Source organism: Winogradskyella sp. A2, from assembly GCF_046762865.1.
Taxonomy (GTDB): domain Bacteria; phylum Bacteroidota; class Bacteroidia; order Flavobacteriales; family Flavobacteriaceae; genus Winogradskyella.
The window spans coordinates 518,115-538,771 of record NZ_JBKQXM010000001.1; the positions used below are offsets into that span (position 1 = coordinate 518,115).

Consider the following 20,657-nt stretch of genomic DNA (forward strand, 5'->3'; position numbering starts at 1 on the left):
CTCTAGTCAATGCCTGCGTGTCGAGGCATTTGACTACATCATACCTGGCATTCCACCTCCACCCATTGGTGTCATTGCAGGTGTATCTTCTTTAATATCAACTAAAGCACACTCTGTAGTCAAGATCATACCAGCAACAGATGCTGCATTTTCTAAAGCAATACGAGTCACTTTCTTAGGATCTATGATACCAGCTTTAAGCATGTCTACATATTTCTCTGACTTGGCATCATAACCAAAATCCTTTTTACCTTCTAAAACCTTATTGATAACAACAGACCCTTCACCACCAGCATTTTCAACAATAGTTCTAAGTGGAGATTCAATAGCTTTATTTACTATTTGTACGCCTGTAGTCTCGTCTAAGTTTTCGGTTTCTAGTTTTTCTAATGTCTTCTTAGCTCTTACTAGAGCAACACCACCACCAGCAACAATACCTTCTTCTACTGCAGCTCTTGTAGCATGTAATGCATCATCAACACGATCTTTCTTTTCTTTCATTTCTACTTCCGATGCCGCACCCACATACAATACGGCAACACCACCAGCTAATTTAGCTAAGCGCTCTTGTAGTTTTTCTCTATCGTAATCTGATGTTGTTGTATCTATTTGAGCTTTTATTTGATTTACTCTTGCTTTAATATCTGCGGCTTTTCCTTCACCATTAACAATTGTAGTATTGTCTTTATCAATAGTTACTGTTTCGGCAGTACCTAACATGGTGAGATCTGCATTTTCTAGTGAGAATCCTCTCTCTTCAGAAATTACAACACCACCTGTTAAGATTGCTATATCTTCTAGCATTGCTTTACGTCTGTCACCAAAACCTGGAGCTTTAACAGCTGCAATTTTTAATCCGCCACGTAATTTGTTAACTACTAATGTAGCTAATGCCTGCCCTTCAACATCTTCTGCGATAATTAATAATGGACGACCAGATTGTGCTACAGGCTCTAATATTGGAAGTATCTCTTGTAAATTAGAAATCTTCTTGTCAAATAATAGAATGTATGGATTCTCTAAATCCGCAATCATTTTGTCAGCATCTGTTACGAAATAAGGAGATAAATAACCTCTATCAAACTGCATACCTTCCACGACATCTACATAAGTTTCCATTCCTTTGGCTTCTTCAACAGTGATAACTCCTTCTTTACCAACTTTACCAAAAGCCTTAGCAATTAAATCGCCAATAGTATCATCGTTGTTAGCTGAGATAGCAGCAACTTGTTTTATTTTATCAGAAGAACTACCTACTTTTTGAGATTGCCTATCTAAATTGGCTACTATAGATTCTACAGCTTTATCAATACCACGCTTTAAATCCATTGGATTAGCACCAGCTGCAACATTTTTAAGTCCTTCTTTAACTATAGATTGTGCTAATACAGTAGCCGTAGTTGTCCCATCACCTGCTAAGTCGTTGGTTTTAGAAGCTACTTCTTTAACCATTTGAGCTCCCATGTTTTCTAGCTCATCTTCTAATTCTATTTCTTTAGCTACAGTTACACCATCTTTTGTTACTGCTGGTCCACCAAATGATTTACCGATAATTACATTACGTCCTTTAGGACCTAAAGTTACCTTAACTGCATTTGCCAAAGCATCAACACCACGTTTTAGTCCGTCACGTGCTTCTATATCAAATTTTATATCTTTTGCCATTTTAATTTAAGTTTTAATTGGTTTGTAAATAGATTAAACAATTGCCAAGATGTCACTCTCGCGCATCATTAAATAGTCTTTACCTTCAAGTTTAAGTTCTGTACCACCATACTTTCCATATAATACAGTGTCACCAACCTTAACTGTTAGAGGTTCGTCTTTTTTACCGTTACCAACGGCAACAACAGTTCCCTTTTGCGGTTTTTCCTTGGCATTATCAGGAATAATAATACCAGAAGCTGTGGTTGTTTCAGCTTCCATTGGTTCTACAAGAACACGGTCTGCTAAAGGTTTAATATTTACGCTCATTCTATTTAAGTTTTTAGTAATTAATTATTGATTCAACGCTATAGCGTTATTCGAAAATTATGCCAAGACAATAAGACTGACAAACTTACAGTAATAAAAAAGCCAGCTCATTGAGCTGGCTTAAATATCTTTATAGTTGTATTACTCGTCATTAGAATCACTACCGCCAGTAGTATCATCAGTTGCTGGTGTTGTATTCAATGGAGGAAGATTAGTGTCTTCAGTAGTATCTAAAGCTTTAGACTCTACAGTTGTATTTGATTCCATTGTTAGGTTCGAAGCTAATATCAACACTATTAATGCCGTGGCCAAGAACCAAGTACTTTTATCTAGGAAGTCTCCTGTTTTCTTAACACCACCTAATTGCTGTGTGCCACCACCTCCAAAAGAAGAAGATAAGCCACCTCCTTTAGGATTCTGTACCATAATTACTACGACGAGCAGAAATGCTACGATTACGATTAGTACTAGAAAAATTGAAAATGCACTCATTTTATATATTATTATCCTTTAATTCTACTATCAATTTTATTTGGTCTGCAAAGAAACTACTTTTTTCTGGATATTTCAAACTTAAAATCTTGTAAGATTGAATGGCTTTATCATAGTTTTTTTGTTCTAAATATATCCTTGCTAATGTTTCTGTCATCAAACTATCTGAAACATCCTCGTTATTGTTAACCAATTTTGGTTTAGGTTGGTTTTGTGCTACCGGTTTAATTTTAGGATTCTCACTTATAAATCGATCAATTATATCTAATTTATTTTGCAATGGAGGAACAGAATCATATTCCTTAATTTGATCTTGTGGCTCCTCATTTGTTCTATCAATAGGTTTAAAACTTGTGATCTTTAACCATTCTGCAAAAGAATGACTTTCATACTTATCAAACTCTAGGGGTTTACCAATTTTGAGTTTCTTTTCTGGTTTTATATTATCAACATCTACCGATAGTATTGAATCTTCAATTTTAGGTGCCTCTGCTTCAATATTTATCTGAGGTTGCTCTTTGGCTTTAAATAACTCAGGGTCTAAAACACCTTCTGTTGCTTTTATGTGCTTTTTTAATGCATCGTCTATAGTAACACTTTTGTTTATTGAAATATCAGCTACTTCATTGACACTTATAGATTTTATATATTCTGAAGTTTGTTTAATCTGTTTTGATATTTCATTTTGATTAAATACTTCAGATGTTATATAATCAAACAATACACTTCTATCTGTGGTGTGTGCCGCTACTACTTTTAGTGTGTTATTATACTTGTAACTTTCTTTTTGCTTTAGTCCTTTTAGATATAATGCATGTAAAGGTTGAAAGTATGGGTATTCCTTAATCTTTTCAAAAAGCGCTTCAGTTTGATAGCTTGTTACCGCTTCAGGATGTTGTAATAAATATGTAAGATCTTGAAGCTGCATAATCTACCAATTAGCTAACGATGTATTAAATATGTCTTGTGTAATTCTTTCAAAAAGTACTTCATGTGCTTCTCCTTTAACACTTGAAAGTTGAACATCAGCAGGATAATCAAAAAAGAAAGTGAAACGCTGTTCGAAATCTTTTTCTTCATCCAAACCGTTATAATATCTAACATTAACAGCCATAGTAAGCCTATTTTGTGCGGCCGTATTTTGTGCAGTGGCTGTCATTGGTGCAATTCTATATTCTGTAATTTCACCTTCAAAAATTAAATCGCCACTATCTGTAACTAAATTTAAATTAGTTTGGTTTTGGACCAGATCTTGAAGTGCATTTGTAAAATCAATATCTAATCCTGGTTCTATAAGTTCTGCATTATTTTGAAAGAAATTAACCTGAAATGTTTTTGCATTACCAGTATCTGCACCAGTAAAAGAATAAATACCACAACTTGTTGTAGTAATTATTAATCCAAAAAATACAATTAATTTAAAAACTTTCATTTAATAGGTGTTAGGTCTTTTCATTGTGATAAAGGCATAGATGTAGCCTGCATTGTCGGCAACATCAAAATCTACATTAATTAATCGATAGCCTTGATAATGTTTATCATTAATTAGTTCCTCCGCCTCTTTACGAATTGCTTCCGAACTATTTGGTCTAAACGACTTTCTTATCATAAATATTTCTACTGCCTTCATAATTTTATCTTAAAGATCGTATTGTTTTATTTTTCTATATAGCGTACGCTCACTAATACCTAATTCTGCTGCAGCTAATTTACGTTTACCATGATGACGTTCTAAGGATTTTTTTATCAATTCTAATTCTTTATCATGTAAAGAAAGTGTTTCTTCTTCTTCAATTTCTTCTGCAAAGTGATATTTGTCTTCAACTTCGACTGAATTTTCGGTCGTCTCAGTGTGTTCTGGTATTGAAAGTACTTCAAGATCTTCTACCACAGTTTCTGTTTTGATATCCTCTTGTTCCTCTTCACCATATATCTTTTGAATCAGATGTTCGTGTTCTTTTTGTACGTCAGAAACACTACCTTTCTTCATAAGTTCCATGGTAAGTTTTTTTAGATCGTTAAGGTCGCTTTTCATATCAAATAAGACCTTATACAAAATCTCACGTTCACTACTAAAATCACTTTCGGATTTGGTAGTGTTTATTACAGCTGGTAAACTGCTTCCTGCATTCGGTAAATACTGTTGTAATGCAGTGCCGTTGATAGTTCTATTCTGTTCTAAAACAGAAATCTGTTCCGCTACATTCCTTAATTGACGAATATTTCCATTCCAGCGGTATTTTAATAGTAAACTTACAGCATCTTCTGTAAGTCTTACGGTTGGCATTTTATATTTTAAGGCAAAATCACTTGCAAATTTTCTAAACAATAGGTGGATGTCATCTTTACGTTCCCTTAGCGCTGGCAAGTTAATCTCAACTGTGCTCAAACGATAGTAAAGATCTTCTCTGAATTTTTCTTTCTTTATGGCTTCAAACATATTAATATTTGTTGCAGCCACAATTCTGACATCTGTTTTTTGAACCTTACTAGATCCAACTTTTATAAACTCGCCATTTTCTAAAACACGTAAAAGGCGAACTTGAGTGGTAAGTGGTAATTCACCTACTTCATCCAAAAATATTGTGCCACCATCAGCAACTTCAAAATAACCAGAGCGTGTTTGGGTCGCACCTGTAAAGGCACCTTTCTCATGCCCAAATAATTCACTATCTATTGTTCCTTCTGGTATAGCGCCGCAGTTTACAGCTATATACTTTCCATGTTTTCTGTGTGAAAGCTGATGTATAATTTTTGGTACACTTTCCTTGCCCACACCACTTTCACCAGTGACCAAGACAGAAATGTCTGTTGGCGAAACTTGAATGGCCTTTTCTAAGGCGCGATTAAGTTTGGAATCATTACCTATAATCCCAAAGCGTTGTTTTATGGCTTGAACAGATTCCATAGTTGTTTTAATTGACGTAAGTAAATCTTTCGTTAAATTCAAATGCTAATTCGGCACCAAAATCGTAAGTAATATCTCTATTTATTATTCTTCCTACTGTATTATACTGAAGCTCAAAAGTGAAAGACTCACCAGAAAATGTTGCAGAACTCCAATTATTACTTGATAAAAATTGTGCTATTTGAGGACCGATTTCATCTGTGTAGTCATCAGTTAAGAAGCGTAATAAATAATTATCCTCATAAATTGCTTTGAGTGGATTCTCGTTATCATCAAACTGATATGTTGTGTCACTTTCAATTTCACCAGTAGTAACACTACTATTTATATTTCCAACCCCAGAATATACTAAGCTCTCATTCTGAATGGACGTAGATCCATCGAAAGACTCTTTTCGAATTACTCTTTCAAAACCATCTAATGTGAATACTGTGCTAATTGCAGAACCTACTTCAGTCCTAATAATAGTGTTACCTTCATAGGTGAAGTTATACGTATAATCATCAATATCATCCTCATAATAATCATACGTTATTTGAGAAATCATTCCGTTGGTATATGAAATTATGGTTTCATTAGTTGTTACACCTTCTGAATTAATCGATATATCGCTAATAATTTGACCTGAACTGTTTCGGGTTATGGTTTGATTTTCGGTTTCAAAAGGACTACCGCTTACGGAAAATGCATTAACACCAGAGACAATTCTGTCATTGATAACATTAATATCTGAATTCGTAACCGATTCAATTGGAACACCAAAAAAATCAAAACTAATTTGAGTGTCTAATTCATAAAGTAGTAGGCTTAAGTCATCGCTCTCACTGCCACCTGTGGTGCCACCATTATTTGTGTCACCGGTTAAGTCACCATCAATGGGCTCATTCTCACAAGAGACTATCAATATTGAAGCAAATAAGAGTAAAAGTAGTTTCTTCATTGTTATTGATTGTTTTTAGAGTAGTCTAAGGCTTCACCAATAAGTGTAGCACTTGTACAGTCATTGATTTTTACATTTACAAATTCACCAACTTTATAGTCTTCTTTTGGAAAAACTACAACTGTGTTTTGGCTATTTCTACCTGACCAATGTTGGTCTGAACGCTTTGATTCTTTTTCTATAAGCACTTCTTCAATCTTTCCTATATGTTCTTGTGTTCTTAACAAGCTATGTTTTTGTTGAAGATGAATAATTTCATTTAAGCGTCTTTTCTTCACATCTTCTGGTATATCATCCTCTAATTTTCTGGCTGCAAGTGTTCCTGGGCGTTCTGAATACGCAAACATAAAACCAAAGTCATACTTAACATATTCCATTAGACTTAAAGTGTCTTGATGATCTTCTTCGGTTTCAGTCGGAAAACCAGAAATCATATCTTGAGAAATTGCGCAATCTGGAATTAGTCTCTTTATATTATCGATTAATTCAAAATACTCTTGGCGAGTATGCAAGCGGTTCATGGCTTTTAAAATTCTGTCACTACCACTTTGTACTGGTAAGTGAATGTAATTACAGATATTCTCAAATTTAGCCATGGTCTCAATTACATCTATGGTCAAATCTTGAGGATTGGATGTTGAGAATCTAAATCGCATTTTTGGTTGTGCTATAGCACAAAGTTCTAATAGCTTAGAAAAGTTCACTGCAGTAGCTTTTTGTAAATCCGAAGCTTTTTCAAAATCCTTCTTTAAACCTCCACCATACCAGAGATAACTATCAACATTTTGACCTAATAAAGTAACTTCCCTAAATCCTTTAGACCATAAATCGTTAACTTCTTCTATAATACTCTGTGGATCTCTACTCCGTTCTCTACCTCTTGTAAAAGGTACTACACAAAACGTGCACATATTATCACAACCTCTTGTAATAGATACAAATGCAGTGACACCATTTGAGTTTAGTCTCACCGGCGATATGTCGCCATATGTTTCTTCTTTTGAAAGGATTACATTTATTGCATCGCGCCCTTCATCTACTTCTGCTAGTAAGTTGGGTAAATCTTTATAAGCATCTGGGCCAACAACCAGATCAACAATTTTCTCTTCTTCTAAAAATTTACTCTTTAATCGTTCCGCCATACAGCCCAAAACACCAACTTTCATGTTAGGGTTTATGCGTTTAACAGCATTATATTTTTGCAAACGTTTTCTAACTGTTTGCTCTGCTTTATCGCGTATAGAACAGGTATTAACTAAAACTAAATCTGCTTCTTCTAAATCTTGTGTGGTGTTAAAACCTTGATCGCTTAATATTGAAGCAACGATCTCACTGTCACTAAAATTCATTTGGCAACCGTAGCTTTCAATAAAAAGCTTTTTAGAATTTCCTTCTTTTTTATTTAAAATTAAGGCTTCGCCTTGTTTGTTTTCGTCTATTATCTTTTCCATTGTAATTAATGAATTCTACCGTATTCAATAAGTATGCAAAGATAGGATTAATTTGTAGAATATGACAATCTGGCAGATAATATAGAATTTAGAATTTATTCAAATTAAATACTATTTTTAGAATATATATTAGGTTTGACGCAACCTTTTATTAATTTCAGAATCTATTATATAAAGGACTATCAATCACAAATTATCTGAACCAATGAGAAAATCCCAAATCATCTTTTTTATTTTGTTTAGTCTTATGTTATTTAATACAACCTGTGATGAGGATGACGCTATGATGCCATCAACCAACTGTGATCAATTCGCAATTGCAGATAACAGTTTATATCAAGGTGCTGAAACTGATTTTTATGACATTAGTAATGTGGAAATATTTGAAGATTGTTTGGTAATAGAGGTATCAGCAAGTGGTTGTAGTGGTGAAACTTGGGAGTTTTTATTGTTAGCAACTGAGGATGTTATGGAATCATCACCTGTTCAGAGGAGTATTAAATTGGTACTCATAAATCAAGAAGCATGTCTTGCAGTATTCTCACGAGAAGTATCTTTTGATTTAACTGATCTGCAGGTGGAAGGCGAGAATGAAGTTGTTTTTAATCTTCAAGATTATGAGGAATCAATAACATATACTTATTAATTATAATTAAATTAACATAAGTATTTAAAGCCTTATAAATTGTAAGGCTTTTTTCTTTTTATGATACTATTTGTTGTGTCCAAATACCTGCAACATAAGACTAAATTAGGATTGTAAATTTATTTTCACATACATTTGTAACCTTAAAAAAATCAAGAATGCCAAAGAATTTAGTAATAGTTGAGTCGCCTGCGAAGGCTAAAACCATCGAAAAATTTCTAGGAAAGGATTACAAAGTTGAGTCTAGTTTTGGACATATAGCAGATCTTCCGTCCAAGGAACTTGGTGTAGATGTTGAAGGTGATTTTAAACCTAAATATCAAGTCTCTAAGGATAAAAAGGACGTCGTTAAAAAACTAAAAGATTTAGCAAAGAAAGCAGAAGTTGTTTGGTTAGCGAGTGATGAGGACAGGGAAGGGGAAGCAATAGCGTGGCACTTGGCTGAAACATTGGCATTAGATAAAGACAAGACAAGACGCATTGTTTTTTCTGAGATTACAAAAAAGGCTATAAATAGAGCCATTGAAAACCCACGTAGTATAGATTATAATCTTGTAGATGCCCAGCAAGCACGTCGTGTATTAGATAGAATTGTAGGCTATGAATTATCTCCTGTGCTATGGCGTAAGGTAAAAGGTGGTTTGTCTGCTGGTAGAGTACAGTCGGTTGCCGTAAGGTTGATTGTTGAGCGCGAACGTGACATACAACAATTTAATCCACAAGCATCTTATAGAGTAGATGCTGAGTTTGTAACTGCAGATGGTTCTGGTTTTAGAGCTAAGTTACCTAAGAACTTCTCCTCTAAAAATGAAGCCGAAGATTTTTTAAAGAAAAATTTAGGAGCATCATATCAGGTATCAGACTTAGAGAAAAAGCCCGTTAAAAAATCACCTGCACCACCATTTACTACCTCAACTTTACAACAAGAGGCAGCAAGGAAGTTAGGGTTTTCGGTAGGTAGAACCATGAGTAACGCCCAACGATTATACGAAGCTGGTCTTATTACTTATATGAGAACAGATAGTGTTAATTTATCTAATGAAGCAAAGCAAGGTGCTGAGGACGCTATAGTATCATCTTATGGATCACAATACAGTAAGCCAAGAAATTATAAAGGTAAATCTAAAGGAGCGCAAGAAGCTCACGAGGCGATAAGGCCAACTAATTTTGCAAATCAAAATGTAAATACAGAACGCGATCAGGCTAGGCTATACGACTTAATTTGGAAACGTGCCATTGCATCACAAATGAGTGAAGCAAGATTAGAACGTACAAATGTTAAGATTAAGGTGAACTCCAGTCAAGTTGTTAATGAACTTTTTGTTGCAAATGGTGAGATGATAACATTTGATGGTTTTCTAAAAGTGTATTTGGAAGGTACTGATGATGAAAATGAAGAGCAATCAGGATTGTTGCCAGAATTAAAAGTTTCTGATAGTTTAAATAATAATTTTATCACAGCAACTCAAAGATTTACAAGACCACCAGCAAGATATACAGAAGCAGCTTTAGTTAAAAAATTAGAAGAGCTCGGTATTGGTCGTCCTTCTACATATGCACCGACCATTTCAACAATTCAAAATAGAAACTATGTTGAAAAAGGAAGTGTTGATGGTGTTGAAAGGGCTTACACTCAATTGGTTTTAGAGTCGCAAAGTATTAAAGAAAAAAATCTGTCTGAACGTGTAGGTTCAGATAAGGGCAAACTTGTACCTACAGATATAGGTATTATTGTTACTGATTTTCTTGTTAATCATTTTGAATCAATCCTTGATTATAATTTTACAGCGAAGGTTGAGGAGAGTTTTGATGATATTGCAGAAGGGAAAGAGAATTGGAGAGACATGATGAAAGATTTCTACAAAGGGTTTCACCCTCAAGTAGAAGATGTTCAAGAGAATGCAGAACGAGAATCTGGAGAACGTATCTTAGGTGAAGATCCGAAGACTGGTCGTCAAGTTAGTGTTAGACTAGGCAAGTTTGGTCCTATGGTACAAATAGGCACATCAGAAGAAGAAGAAAAATCACAGTTTGCAAGTTTAGGACCAGATCAACAATTAAGTTCTATAACATTCGAAGAAGCAATGAGTCTTTTTCAACTTCCAAAAGCTTTAGGACATTATAATGAAGATGAGGTAGAAGTAAACAATGGTCGTTTTGGACCATATGTTCGTTTTGGTAAAAAATTCGTGTCCTTACCAAAAGGAGTAGACCCCTTAAGTGTAGAATTAGACGAAGCAATTATCTATATAAAAGAAAAGGAAAAAGCAGACGCGCCTATATACAATTATCAAGGATTAGATGTTACAAAAGGAAAAGGAAGATTTGGGCCATTTATTAAATGGAACAATATGTTCATAAATGTTAATAAAAAATATGATTGGGACAATCTTTCTGAAGAAGACATTGTAACTTTGATTGAAGATAAAATTCAAAAAGAAAAAGATAAGCTTATTCATGTATGGGAAACCGAAGGTATCCGTGTTGAAAAAGCAAGATGGGGAAGACACAATGTTATTAAAGGCAAGCAAAAAGTAGAACTTGCAAAAACTGTCGATGTTAGTAAAATGACACTAGAAGAAGCAAAATCGCTTCTTGAAAAGAATGCTCCTAAAAAGAAAAGAACCAAGAAAAAAGCAACAGCTAAAAAGAAATAGTTTAAATGAATTTTAATTTTCTAACGCCTGTTTCAGATGCGGTCCTAGCTCAAAAAGAACTATTAGCGCAACAAGCGCTAGGAAAAAAAATCAAAGTCCATTCAAGACAAAACGGAATTCCAGATTTAGAAGACGTGCAGTTAGCGATAATTGGCGTTAAGGAAACAAGAAATGATGTCAATTATATGGGAGCAGAACTCCATTTTGACTCAATTCGTACAGCGTTGTATTCACTCTTTCCAGGAAATTGGTTCAGTACCATTGCAGATTTAGGAGATATTGATCCGGGTGAATCTGTTGAGGATACATATTTTGCCATTAGAACTGCTATTACTGTTTTACTTGAAAAAAACATTATACCTATTATATTAGGAGGAAGTCAAGACTTAACATATTCTAATTACCGAGCCTACGATAATGTTATGCCTATGGTAAATATTGTTAGTATTGATACTAACTTTGATTTAGGTGATGCCAACCTACCAATAAAGAATAATAGTTATATAGGTAAGGTTATTGTAGAAGAGCCTTACAACTTATTTAATTACTCCTCCATAGGGTATCAAACTTATTTTAATTCTCAAGAAGAAATTGACCTAATGGAGAAACTTTATTTTGAGGCTTATAGATTAGGAGAGGTTACAGGAGATATTAATATGGTAGAACCGCTTTTACGCGATGCTCATATCGTATCAATAGATTTAAAATCCGTTCAGGCATCAGAAGTAAGTGATAACCAAAAGTATTCTCCCAACGGATTTTCTGGTAAGGAGATGTGTGCTATTAGCAGATATGCAGGAATAAGTAATAAGGTATCATCTTTTGGGATATATGAATACCATAATTCTAGAAATGATAATGCAAGCTCAATGTTAATTGCTCAGATTATTTGGTATTTTATTGAAGGGGTAAACTGTCGAATCAAAGATGATAATTTTACAGACGAAAAACACTATCAAAAGTTTAATGTTCTAGTAGATGATGACGAATTGATCTTCTATAAAAGTCTTAAGACAAACCGTTGGTGGATAGAAATCCCTTTTTTACCAGATGTTAATAATAAATTAAAAAAGCACACGTTATTACCATGCATGCATGCCGATTATCTGCAAGCTTTGAAGGGTGAAATACCGGAAAGATGGTATAAAGCCTATAGGAAGAACAGCTTCTAAAATGTGCATTTCGTCGAGATTTCACTTGAATTTCGTCGATGAAATGCACATTTTTGAGGACGAAATGCAAAAAAAATTGAAAAAAAGTTGTTTTTTCGAAAATATATAAATATGTTTACGACCTTAAAATTAAGGACGACTAATTTAACCTCGAGTTACTATGAATATTAAGAAGTTTATTTTACTTACTACTGTATTAGTTTTGGTAGCCAGTTGTAATTCTGGAGACCGTGGACAATTGGTAGGTGTTAAAGGTAAAAAATGGCATCCAGAAAAACCATACGGAATGACATTGGTTCCGGGTGGTGCATTCATTATGGGTAAATCTGATGATGATATTGCTGGTGTGCAAGATGCTCCTACTAGAACTGCAACTGTACGCGCATTTTATATGGATGAGACAGAGATTACAAATAGCGAATACCGCTCGTTTGTGTATTGGGTGAGAGATTCTATATTAAGATTGAATTTGGCAGAGATGGCAGATTTAGAAGGAAAAACTGCTGGTAGCGGTGATATTGGAGAATTTGCTTACCTAGATTCAAACCCAGATGATCTAAATGCTTACGAAAGCTATATGCTTAATACATATGGTAATGAGCAAAGAAAAATAAATCACGATGTAGATTTAATTTTTGATACTGATGAGTATCCAGATGAGCTTTATGCTGAAGTAATGGATAATATGTACTTACCATTAGAAGAATCATATAATGGTCAGCGTACCTGGGATGTTAAGCAGTTTAAGTTTCAATATACTTACATGGATATTGAGAGAGCTGCAAAAGATAGAAATCTGAAACGCTCAGATGTTATTATAAAAGAAGAAATTGAAGTTTATCCAGACACAACGGCTTGGATTAGAGATTTTGCATATTCATATAATGAACCAATGCACAATGACTATTTCTGGCATTCAGCTTATGATGATTATCCAGTAGTTGGTGTATCGTGGAAACAAGCGCAAGCATTTTGTCAGTGGAGAACTTTAAAGCATAATGGTTTCCAGAAAAGTAAAGGAAAACAACCAATAAATTCTTATAGACTGCCAAGTGAGGCAGAATGGGAATATGCAGCTAGAGGTGGATTACAAGGAGGAACGTATCCATGGGGTGGACCTTATGCTAAAAATGACAGAGGGTGTTTTATGGCAAACTTTAAACCTTTAAGAGGTGATTATGCTGCAGACCAAGCCTTATATACTGTTGAAGCGGACGCTTATGATCCAAATGACTTCAACCTATATAATATGGCTGGTAATGTATCAGAATGGGTAAATGGATCTTACGATCCTGGTTCTTATGAATATTCGTCAACTATTAATCCAAATGTAAATGATCCAAACAATGCACGTAAAGTTGTAAGAGGAGGATCATGGAAGGATGTTGCTTATTTCCTACAAGTAAGCTCAAGAGATTACGAATATGCGGATTCTGCAAGAAGCTATATTGGTTTCAGAACGGTTCAAGATTACATGGGAACTGAGGTAACTAAGAATGCAGCCACAAATTAAAACTTAAACTTAAACAATAAATAACCTAAAATTAAAATTAACCTACTTAAGTTAAATCCATTAACTTAAACTAAAACTTAACAAATTATGGCACAAAAAGGTAAATTAACACTGACTAACATGATCTACGGATTAGGAGCAGCAATCGTAATCCTAGGAGCACTATTTAAGATTCAACACTGGCCATTTGGTTCTGAGATCTTAACAATTGGTATGGTAGTAGAAGCACTAGTATTTGCTTACTCTGCATTCGAAAGACAACAAGCTGATCTTGATTGGTCATTAGTGTACCCTGAATTGGCAGGAGGACAAATGTCAGGAAAGAAGAAAAAAGAAGAGCCTAAAGATGCAGAAGGATTATTATCTAAAAAATTAGACAATTTATTAAAAGAGGCTAGAATTGATAGTGATCTTATGTCTAGTTTGGGAGAAAGCATTAAGAATTTCGAGGGTGCTGCTAAGAATATTTCACCTACAGTAGATTCATTAACTGCTCAGAAGAGATATAGTGAAGAGCTATCTTTAGCTGCAGCACAGATGGAGTCTTTAAATAGTCTTTACAAAGTACAAATGGAAAGTGCTAACCGTCAGGCGGCAATTAATGAGGAAGCGGTAGAAAACGCTACTAAATTAAAGGAGCAAATGCAATCATTAGCATCAAACCTTTCATCATTAAATGGTGTATATGGTGGTATGTTATCTGCTATGAACAAAAACTAATTAGTTTTTATAACAATTAATAATTAACCATTAAAAACTAATTCACAATGGCAGGAGGAAAACTATCTGCAAGGCAGAAAATGATTAACTTAATGTACTTGGTATTTATCGCTATGATGGCAATGAATATGTCAAAAGAAGTACTATCAGCATTTAGCGCAATGGACGCTAAATTTGAATCGACAAACGAATTTACTACAGCTTCTAATGATAATCTGTTAAAAGGATTAGCTCTAAAAGCTGAGGAAAAACCAGCTGAGTTTAGAGTTGTTGCTAATAAGGCACTACAAATTAAATCAATATCGGATAAATTCGACGCATATATAGAATCACTTAAAAAGGATATCCTTGAAGGTGGAAAATATGAGTTGGAGAACGGTATGTTACCAGCTGAGGAAATGGATAATGGTGACTATCTTGATGAAAAGTGGTTTACTGGAGACAGATTAACCAAAGTTGGTCAAGAAGTAATGAGAGTCTTTGAAAAATATAAATCAGATGTTAAAGAAGTTCTTGCTGGTGATGTAACATACGAAAGAGCTATCGAGAATTTTGATAAGCGTTTTGACTTTAGTGATATTAAACCAGAGGAAGGTGCTAAGTTAAGTTATTTAGACTATAACTTTAAAGGCTTCCCTGCAATAGCATCTTATGCTAAATTGACTTCTTTTCAAAATGATGTTAAAACTACAGAAGCAAACCTATATAACGTATTTTTAGGTAACTCTTTGGAAGAAGCAGTTACGTTAAAGAATTACCAAGCTATTGTTATTCCTGATAAGAATGCATTTTTCGCTGGTGAAAAATTCCAAGGAAAAGTTGTATTAGGTAAATATGCTAGTGTTACACCTGTTAAACTAAACATTAACGGAAATGACGTTGCTTTATCTGAAAAAGGAGCAATAGATTCACTAGGCAATGCTAGACTAAATTTTACTACAGGTAGTGTTGGTGAAAACGAGGTTAAAGGTACATTTACCTTTATGGAAAAGGGAGTAGAATTACCAATTGAATTTACTGGTAACTATGTTGTAGTACCAAGACCAAATTCTGCTACTATATCTGCAGACAAAATGAATGTAGTTTATAGAGGGGTTGTAAATCCGATGACAATTTCATTTGCCGGTGTATCAGATAATAAAGTCAATGCAAATGCAGTTGGTTTAAAAAAGTTATCTAACGGTAAATATGAAATGAGACCTCAATCAGGTAGAGAAGTAACTATTAATGTTACGGCTACTTTAGATGATGGTTCTAAAGTTGGAGATAAGAAAACATTTAGAATTAAAGATTTACCAAAACCATTAGGTAAGTTCAACGGACAAGTTGGTAATGCAAAATTACCTAGAAATAATGTTGAGATTGGTAAGCTTTCAGCTGACTTTGGTGATGATTTTGATTTCACGCTACCTATTAATATTGTATCATTTACAATGAAAGTTCCTGGTAAACCTTCTGTAAATGTGAATGGTAATCGTTTAAACACAGCTGCTAAAAATGCATTAAGATCTGCTAGACGTGGAGATATTGTACAATTTATCAATATCAAAGCTAAAGCACCTAATAACCCTATTAGAATTAAAACAGTTACTCCGGTAGTTATAGAATTATCTAATTAATAATAGGAAATAATAAATTTGATAGAGCGTTATAGACATGTTCTAAGGCCTCAAATTAATAAAATGAAGAAAATGAAAATAAAGCAATTATTATTAACGTTTGTTGGGATTTTAGTTTTCAACAGCATGTTCGCTCAAGCGAATATTCTCAACGCTAAGATACCAGAAGAAATAGGCATGAAAACAGAAGCCGAGTTGCTTTTGGATAATGATAAGCCTTTAGAATATGGTTATGTTGGCGATAGAGATATTTTATTTTCTAAAATCATTTGGGAAAACGTAGTCCTTGATGAGCGTGCTAACTTTCCGTTATACTTTCCTGTAGATACTAATAATATTGGTAGAAACAGAAGATCTCTTTACCATGTGTTAATGGATAACATTAATAGTGGTATGATATCTAAAGTATATAGTGATTCTTATTTTACAAATGAGCTTACACAGAAAGATTTAATGGCGTCTATGACCAAAACAGATACTTTAGATATAGGATATGATCAGTTTAATGCTGATGGGTATATTGATCCTGAATATATTATTACTCGTAATATTGAAGCATTCGATATCAAGTCATATTTAATTAAAGGAATGTGGTACTTTGACAAGCGTCAAGGTGAAATGAAATATCGTATCTTGGCACTTGCTCCAGCAGCTCCAGATGTAAACTTTATTGATTCAGATGATGAAGCCAATAAAGAACCAATAGGACTGTTCTGGGTGTTTGTTCCTGAGATGAGAGACATTTTGCACGAGGCTAAAGCATTCAATAATAAAAATAGTGCTGTTCCTATATCATTCGATCATTTGCTTAACAGTCATCGCTTCCATGGTTTAATATACAAGGAAGAGAACGTTTATGGCGATAGAGAAGTTAAGGAATACATTGCAGAGAATGCACTTATGCAACTCTTAGAATCTGAGCGTATAAAAGATAAAATCAGAAACTTTGAACAGGATATGTGGAGTTACTAAGTTTGACTCATAACAATAAAATTAAAAGCTCACCTTTGGTGAGCTTTTTTTATGGAATAAATACATATTTACCTGTTGCTTGTGTATAGATGTTTTAATTTTGCGGTAATGAAAGAAGTAGATTATATAGTTGTTGGATGTGGATTGGCCAGTATAGCATTTTGCGAAAAACTTAGAGCAAACAACCGCTCTTTCCTTGTATTTGATAACAACTCTCAACAATCTTCATTAGTTGCAGCAGGATTATACAATCCAGTTATTTTAAAACGATTTACTTATGTTTGGAAGTCTAAAGAACAGCTAGATATTGCCTTACCAGTTTATGAGACGATTGAAAAAGAACTGGATATAAAAATAGATTACAAACTACAAATATTGAGGCGTTTTGCTTCGGTAGAAGAACAAAATCTTTGGTTTATGGCTTCCGATAAGCCATCATTAGAATCTTATTTATCTACTAACCTTGTTAAGAATACTAATCCGCATGTTGATGCACCATTTGGATTTGGAGAAGTTTTTCAAACGGGTCGGTTAGATACTGAGACTTTAATTACTAATTATAAAACTTTTTTAGGGACAAAGGGTAGTTTAAAGGAAGAGGCTTTTATTTATGGCAAGCTTAATATAAATAGTTATTCGTTAACCTATGATAGCATTAAGGCAAAACAAGTTGTTTTTGCAGAGGGTTTTGGCGTTAAGAAAAACCCTTTTTTTAATAACATTCCATTAAATGGGACCAAAGGAGAGGTAATTACTATTAAGGCACCAAATTTAAAAATTGATTATGCAATTAAATCTTCGGTATTTATAATTCCACTTGGGAAGGACATTTATGTTGTTGGTTCAACATATAATTGGTCAGATAAAACAAACGCGCCTACGGAAGATGGTAAAAATGAACTTCTAACCAAGCTAAGAACCTTTATTAAATGCGATTTTGAAATTGTAGACCATGTTGCAGGTATACGACCAACTGTTGCAGATAGAAGGCCATTAATAGGTGTTCATGAAGATTTTAAAAACCTGTTTGTACTTAATGGATTAGGTTCTCGTGGCGTAATGATTGCACCCTATGTTGCAAATCAACTTTACAATTTGATAGAGCATAAAAGAGAATTAGATGCTGAAATTGATATTAAACGTTTTACTTCTTAACTAACGTTTTATCGTATTTCATAAAAAGGTTAATCCAAATATTTCTCGAAAGTCTCATTATTACGGGAATCAGAGCAACAAGGGTAACTATTATTGCTATAAAAGCAGTCATTAGGGAAGAATCAAAAATATCATAGCTAATTACAAAAGCTGTAACTGCAAATGCAATTCCAATACCATAGCTCACATACATAGATCCATAAAAAAATGATGGTTCCATACGATACCGTGTTTTACAATGTGAGCATTCGTCATTAATTTTTAAGGTTTCTGAAAGTGCATATGGATTAGAGTTAACGTACATTGATTCTTGATGACATTTTGGGCATGCGCCGAAAAGAATACTATAAAGTTTCATTCCTTTTCTAATCATAACTAAAAACCTTTAATTTTGCGTTTTTTAAGATGGAACAAAGATAATTTTTTATTGTTCTATTGATGTAACAATTGTAACATTTAAGGCGATTGTAATTTTATAAAAAACCTATGCTAAATATCCATAATTTATCCATATCATTTCAGGGTGAGTACCTTTTTAAAGACATTACATTCAAGCTTGGTATTGGAGATAGAATAGGTTTAATTGGCAAAAATGGCGCAGGTAAATCTACGATGCTTAGAATCTTGTCAAAAGAACAAGAATATGATTCTGGCCAAATTGCTACAGATAAAGATTTAAAAATTGGTTTTCTAAAACAAGATATTGATTTTGAATTCGGGAAAACAGTATTAGAAGAATCTTATGAAGCATTTAAGGATATTAAAAAGTGTGAGGCACAGCTTGAAAAAATAAATATAGATCTAGCTGAACGTACAGATTACGAAAGTGATGCTTATCATCAGTTAATGGTTAATCTAAATGAAATACAACACCAGTATGAAATATTAGGTGGTTATAATTATCAAGGTGAAACTGAAAAGATTCTTCAAGGATTAGGATTTAAAAGAGAGGATTTTAATAAACTGACTGATACTTTTTCAGGCGGTTGGCGTATGCGAATAGAATTGGCCAAATTATTGCTTCAAAATAATGATTTATTACTTCTAGATGAGCCTACTAACCATTTAGATATTGAATCTATAATATGGTTAGAATCATTTTTAAAAAATTATAATGGTGCTGTTGTAATAGTATCTCATGATAAAATGTTTCTTGATAATGTCACCAATAGAACAATTGAAATTTCCTTAGGACGCATTTATGATTATAATAAACCTTACACCAAATTTTTAGCCCTTAGAAAGGAAATGAAGGTACAGCAGTTAGCTGCTCAAAAGAACCAAGAAAAACAAATTCAACAGACAGAAAAACTCATTGAAAAATTTAGAGCGAAAGCCTCAAAGGCAACAATGGCCCAATCTCTTATTAAAAAGCTAGACCGTATTGATAGAATTGAGGTAGATGAAGATGATAATAGTGTAATGACATTAAAGTTTCCTATATCTATAACTCCAGGAAAAGTTGTAATTGAAATGGAAGACATTTCTAAGCAATATGGAAACTTACAGGTGCTAAAGAATGTGAATTTAACTATTGCTCGAGACACTAAAACGGCCTTTGTTGGGCAAAACGGACAAGGAAAATCTACTCTAGCCAAAATCATAGTGGGAGAAATAGAACATCAAGGTAAATTGTCATTAGGGCACAATGTTCAAATTGGTTATTTTGCTCAAAATCAGGCAGAATATCTCGATGGAAATAAAACAGTTCTAGATACAATGATTGATGCTGCAAATGAGTCCAATAGAATTAAAGTTCGTGATATTTTGGGATCATTTTTGTTTAGAGGAGATGAGGTTGAGAAATATGTGAAAGTTCTTTCTGGTGGTGAACGCAATAGATTGGCATTGGCAAAATTGTTATTGCAACCGCTTAATGTATTGATAATGGATGAGCCAACCAATCACTTAGATATTCAATCAAAAAATGTGCTAAAAGAAGCATTGAAAAAATTTGAAGGTACATTAATATTGGTGTCTCACGACAGAGATTTTCTTCAAGGATTGACTGAGGTTGTTTATGAATTTAAAGATCAGAAAATCAAAGAATATCTAGGGGACATTGATTACTATTTAGAGCAAAGAAATATTGAAAATCTCAGAGAAGCTGAAAAAAGAACAGTTATTGTTTCTAAACCAAAGGAGAGTAACAAGCAGAGTTATGAGCAACAGAAACGATTAAAATCATTAAACAATAAGCTGAGTAAAGTAGAATCAAAAATTAATCAGCTAGAAAAAGATATTAAGAATGACGATGTTGCTTTAGAAACTAATTATGAAGAGACGGCTTCAGATCCAAACTTCTTTGATTTATACCAATCAAAAAAAGCAGAATTAGAAGGATTTATGTTGCAATGGGAGGCCATACAAGAAGAAATTGAGGGTTTTAACAATTAAGATTATTTTAACTGCTTAGCACTTTGTTATAGGTACATTTG

The 20,657-nt window shown here is 33.7% G+C and carries 19 protein-coding genes; 9 read left to right on the top strand and 10 right to left on the bottom strand.

Annotated features, from left to right (window positions below; genetic code table 11):
• Positions 1 to 33: 33 nt before the first annotated feature.
• The 9 genes from groL to miaB form a co-directional block, all read right to left on the bottom strand.
• Entirely contained in the window at positions 34 to 1,665 is a 1,632-nt protein-coding gene (gene groL / locus ACFWV9_RS02265) for a chaperonin GroEL (RefSeq protein ID WP_411893609.1), read from the bottom strand.
• A gap of 33 nt (positions 1,666 to 1,698) precedes the next feature.
• Positions 1,699 to 1,974, bottom strand: coding sequence for a co-chaperone GroES (gene groES / locus ACFWV9_RS02270; protein ID WP_411893610.1), 276 nt, complete (start codon positions 1,972 to 1,974; stop codon positions 1,699 to 1,701).
• A 141-nt stretch (positions 1,975 to 2,115) separates the two neighbouring features.
• Positions 2,116 to 2,466 carry a preprotein translocase subunit SecG gene (gene secG / locus ACFWV9_RS02275; protein ID WP_411893611.1) on the bottom strand — a complete coding sequence of 117 codons (351 nt, stop codon included), beginning with the start codon at positions 2,464 to 2,466 and terminating at the stop codon, positions 2,116 to 2,118.
• A gap of 1 nt (position 2,467) precedes the next feature.
• Complete coding sequence (locus tag ACFWV9_RS02280) at positions 2,468 to 3,394, bottom strand: hypothetical protein (RefSeq protein ID WP_411893612.1); 927 nt, start codon at positions 3,392 to 3,394, stop codon at positions 2,468 to 2,470.
• Between the two features lie 3 nt (positions 3,395 to 3,397).
• Positions 3,398 to 3,898, bottom strand: a complete 501-nt coding sequence (locus ACFWV9_RS02285; RefSeq protein ID WP_411893613.1) for an LptE family protein — start codon at positions 3,896 to 3,898, stop codon at positions 3,398 to 3,400.
• Positions 3,899 to 4,096, bottom strand: a complete 198-nt coding sequence (locus ACFWV9_RS02290) for a hypothetical protein (protein WP_411893614.1) — start codon at positions 4,094 to 4,096, stop codon at positions 3,899 to 3,901.
• Positions 4,097 to 4,105: 9 nt separating this feature from the next.
• Positions 4,106 to 5,374 (bottom strand): sigma-54 interaction domain-containing protein, encoded by a 1,269-nt coding sequence (locus tag ACFWV9_RS02295; RefSeq protein WP_411893615.1) that lies wholly within the window; start codon positions 5,372 to 5,374, stop codon positions 4,106 to 4,108.
• Between the two features lie 7 nt (positions 5,375 to 5,381).
• Positions 5,382 to 6,314 (bottom strand): hypothetical protein, encoded by a 933-nt coding sequence (locus tag ACFWV9_RS02300; protein WP_411893616.1) that lies wholly within the window; start codon positions 6,312 to 6,314, stop codon positions 5,382 to 5,384.
• Positions 6,315 to 6,316: 2 nt separating this feature from the next.
• Positions 6,317 to 7,765: a tRNA (N6-isopentenyl adenosine(37)-C2)-methylthiotransferase MiaB gene (miaB, locus tag ACFWV9_RS02305; protein ID WP_411893617.1), complete on the bottom strand. Its 1,449-nt coding sequence runs from the start codon at positions 7,763 to 7,765 to the stop codon at positions 6,317 to 6,319.
• Positions 7,766 to 7,970: 205 nt separating this feature from the next.
• On the opposite strand from miaB, the gene ACFWV9_RS02310 reads away from it, so the two are divergent.
• The 8 genes from ACFWV9_RS02310 (at position 7,971) to ACFWV9_RS02345 (ending at position 18,219) form a co-directional block, all read left to right on the top strand.
• Positions 7,971 to 8,411, top strand: a complete 441-nt coding sequence (locus ACFWV9_RS02310) for a hypothetical protein (protein WP_411893618.1) — start codon at positions 7,971 to 7,973, stop codon at positions 8,409 to 8,411.
• Positions 8,412 to 8,569: 158 nt separating this feature from the next.
• Positions 8,570 to 11,068, top strand: a complete 2,499-nt coding sequence (gene topA / locus ACFWV9_RS02315; RefSeq protein ID WP_411893619.1) for a type I DNA topoisomerase — start codon at positions 8,570 to 8,572, stop codon at positions 11,066 to 11,068.
• Positions 11,069 to 11,073: 5 nt separating this feature from the next.
• Positions 11,074 to 12,240, top strand: a complete 1,167-nt coding sequence (locus ACFWV9_RS02320; RefSeq protein WP_411893620.1) for a formimidoylglutamase — start codon at positions 11,074 to 11,076, stop codon at positions 12,238 to 12,240.
• A 160-nt stretch (positions 12,241 to 12,400) separates the two neighbouring features.
• Positions 12,401 to 13,753: a gliding motility lipoprotein GldK gene (gene gldK / locus ACFWV9_RS02325; RefSeq protein ID WP_411893621.1), complete on the top strand. Its 1,353-nt coding sequence runs from the start codon at positions 12,401 to 12,403 to the stop codon at positions 13,751 to 13,753.
• An 87-nt stretch (positions 13,754 to 13,840) separates the two neighbouring features.
• Complete coding sequence (gene gldL / locus ACFWV9_RS02330; RefSeq protein ID WP_411893622.1) at positions 13,841 to 14,473, top strand: gliding motility protein GldL; 633 nt, start codon at positions 13,841 to 13,843, stop codon at positions 14,471 to 14,473.
• A 47-nt stretch (positions 14,474 to 14,520) separates the two neighbouring features.
• On the top strand, positions 14,521 to 16,092 hold the full coding sequence (gldM, locus tag ACFWV9_RS02335; protein WP_411893623.1) for a gliding motility protein GldM: 1,572 nt from the start codon (positions 14,521 to 14,523) through the stop codon (positions 16,090 to 16,092).
• A gap of 72 nt (positions 16,093 to 16,164) precedes the next feature.
• On the top strand, positions 16,165 to 17,064 hold the full coding sequence (gene gldN / locus ACFWV9_RS02340; protein WP_411893624.1) for a gliding motility protein GldN: 900 nt from the start codon (positions 16,165 to 16,167) through the stop codon (positions 17,062 to 17,064).
• 108 nt (positions 17,065 to 17,172) lie between these two features.
• Complete coding sequence (locus ACFWV9_RS02345) at positions 17,173 to 18,219, top strand: NAD(P)/FAD-dependent oxidoreductase (protein ID WP_411893625.1); 1,047 nt, start codon at positions 17,173 to 17,175, stop codon at positions 18,217 to 18,219.
• On the opposite strand, the gene ACFWV9_RS02350 is transcribed toward ACFWV9_RS02345, so the two are convergent.
• Positions 18,209 to 18,592, bottom strand: a complete 384-nt coding sequence (locus ACFWV9_RS02350; protein ID WP_411893626.1) for a DUF983 domain-containing protein — start codon at positions 18,590 to 18,592, stop codon at positions 18,209 to 18,211. The genes ACFWV9_RS02345 and ACFWV9_RS02350 overlap by 11 nt on opposite strands.
• A gap of 113 nt (positions 18,593 to 18,705) precedes the next feature.
• Between ACFWV9_RS02350 and ACFWV9_RS02355 the strand changes: the two genes are divergently transcribed.
• A complete protein-coding gene (locus ACFWV9_RS02355) occupies positions 18,706 to 20,616 on the top strand; it encodes an ABC-F family ATP-binding cassette domain-containing protein (RefSeq protein ID WP_411893627.1) in 1,911 nt (636 codons plus the stop codon).
• Positions 20,617 to 20,657 lie beyond the last annotated feature (41 nt).

Bases quoted from the DNA above. Each gene is read 5' to 3' on its own strand.
- ACFWV9_RS02320 (WP_411893620.1), top strand. From the start codon at position 11,074: ATGAATTTTAATTTTCTAACGCCTGTTTCAGATGCGGTCCTAGCTCAA.
- groES (WP_411893610.1), bottom strand. From the start codon at position 1,974: ATGAGCGTAAATATTAAACCTTTAGCAGACCGTGTTCTTGTAGAACCA.
- ACFWV9_RS02350 (WP_411893626.1), bottom strand. From the start codon at position 18,592: ATGATTAGAAAAGGAATGAAACTTTATAGTATTCTTTTCGGCGCATGC.
- ACFWV9_RS02300 (WP_411893616.1), bottom strand. From the start codon at position 6,314: ATGAAGAAACTACTTTTACTCTTATTTGCTTCAATATTGATAGTCTCT.
- gldN (WP_411893624.1), top strand. From the start codon at position 16,165: ATGAAAATAAAGCAATTATTATTAACGTTTGTTGGGATTTTAGTTTTC.
- ACFWV9_RS02310 (WP_411893618.1), top strand. From the start codon at position 7,971: ATGAGAAAATCCCAAATCATCTTTTTTATTTTGTTTAGTCTTATGTTA.
- ACFWV9_RS02285 (WP_411893613.1), bottom strand. From the start codon at position 3,898: ATGAAAGTTTTTAAATTAATTGTATTTTTTGGATTAATAATTACTACA.
- topA (WP_411893619.1), top strand. From the start codon at position 8,570: ATGCCAAAGAATTTAGTAATAGTTGAGTCGCCTGCGAAGGCTAAAACC.
- ACFWV9_RS02295 (WP_411893615.1), bottom strand. From the start codon at position 5,374: ATGGAATCTGTTCAAGCCATAAAACAACGCTTTGGGATTATAGGTAAT.
- secG (WP_411893611.1), bottom strand. From the start codon at position 2,466: ATGAGTGCATTTTCAATTTTTCTAGTACTAATCGTAATCGTAGCATTT.
- ACFWV9_RS02290 (WP_411893614.1), bottom strand. From the start codon at position 4,096: ATGAAGGCAGTAGAAATATTTATGATAAGAAAGTCGTTTAGACCAAAT.
- miaB (WP_411893617.1), bottom strand. From the start codon at position 7,765: ATGGAAAAGATAATAGACGAAAACAAACAAGGCGAAGCCTTAATTTTA.
- gldM (WP_411893623.1), top strand. From the start codon at position 14,521: ATGGCAGGAGGAAAACTATCTGCAAGGCAGAAAATGATTAACTTAATG.
- ACFWV9_RS02355 (WP_411893627.1), top strand. From the start codon at position 18,706: ATGCTAAATATCCATAATTTATCCATATCATTTCAGGGTGAGTACCTT.
- groL (WP_411893609.1), bottom strand. From the start codon at position 1,665: ATGGCAAAAGATATAAAATTTGATATAGAAGCACGTGACGGACTAAAA.
- gldL (WP_411893622.1), top strand. From the start codon at position 13,841: ATGGCACAAAAAGGTAAATTAACACTGACTAACATGATCTACGGATTA.
- gldK (WP_411893621.1), top strand. From the start codon at position 12,401: ATGAATATTAAGAAGTTTATTTTACTTACTACTGTATTAGTTTTGGTA.
- ACFWV9_RS02280 (WP_411893612.1), bottom strand. From the start codon at position 3,394: ATGCAGCTTCAAGATCTTACATATTTATTACAACATCCTGAAGCGGTA.
- ACFWV9_RS02345 (WP_411893625.1), top strand. From the start codon at position 17,173: ATGAAAGAAGTAGATTATATAGTTGTTGGATGTGGATTGGCCAGTATA.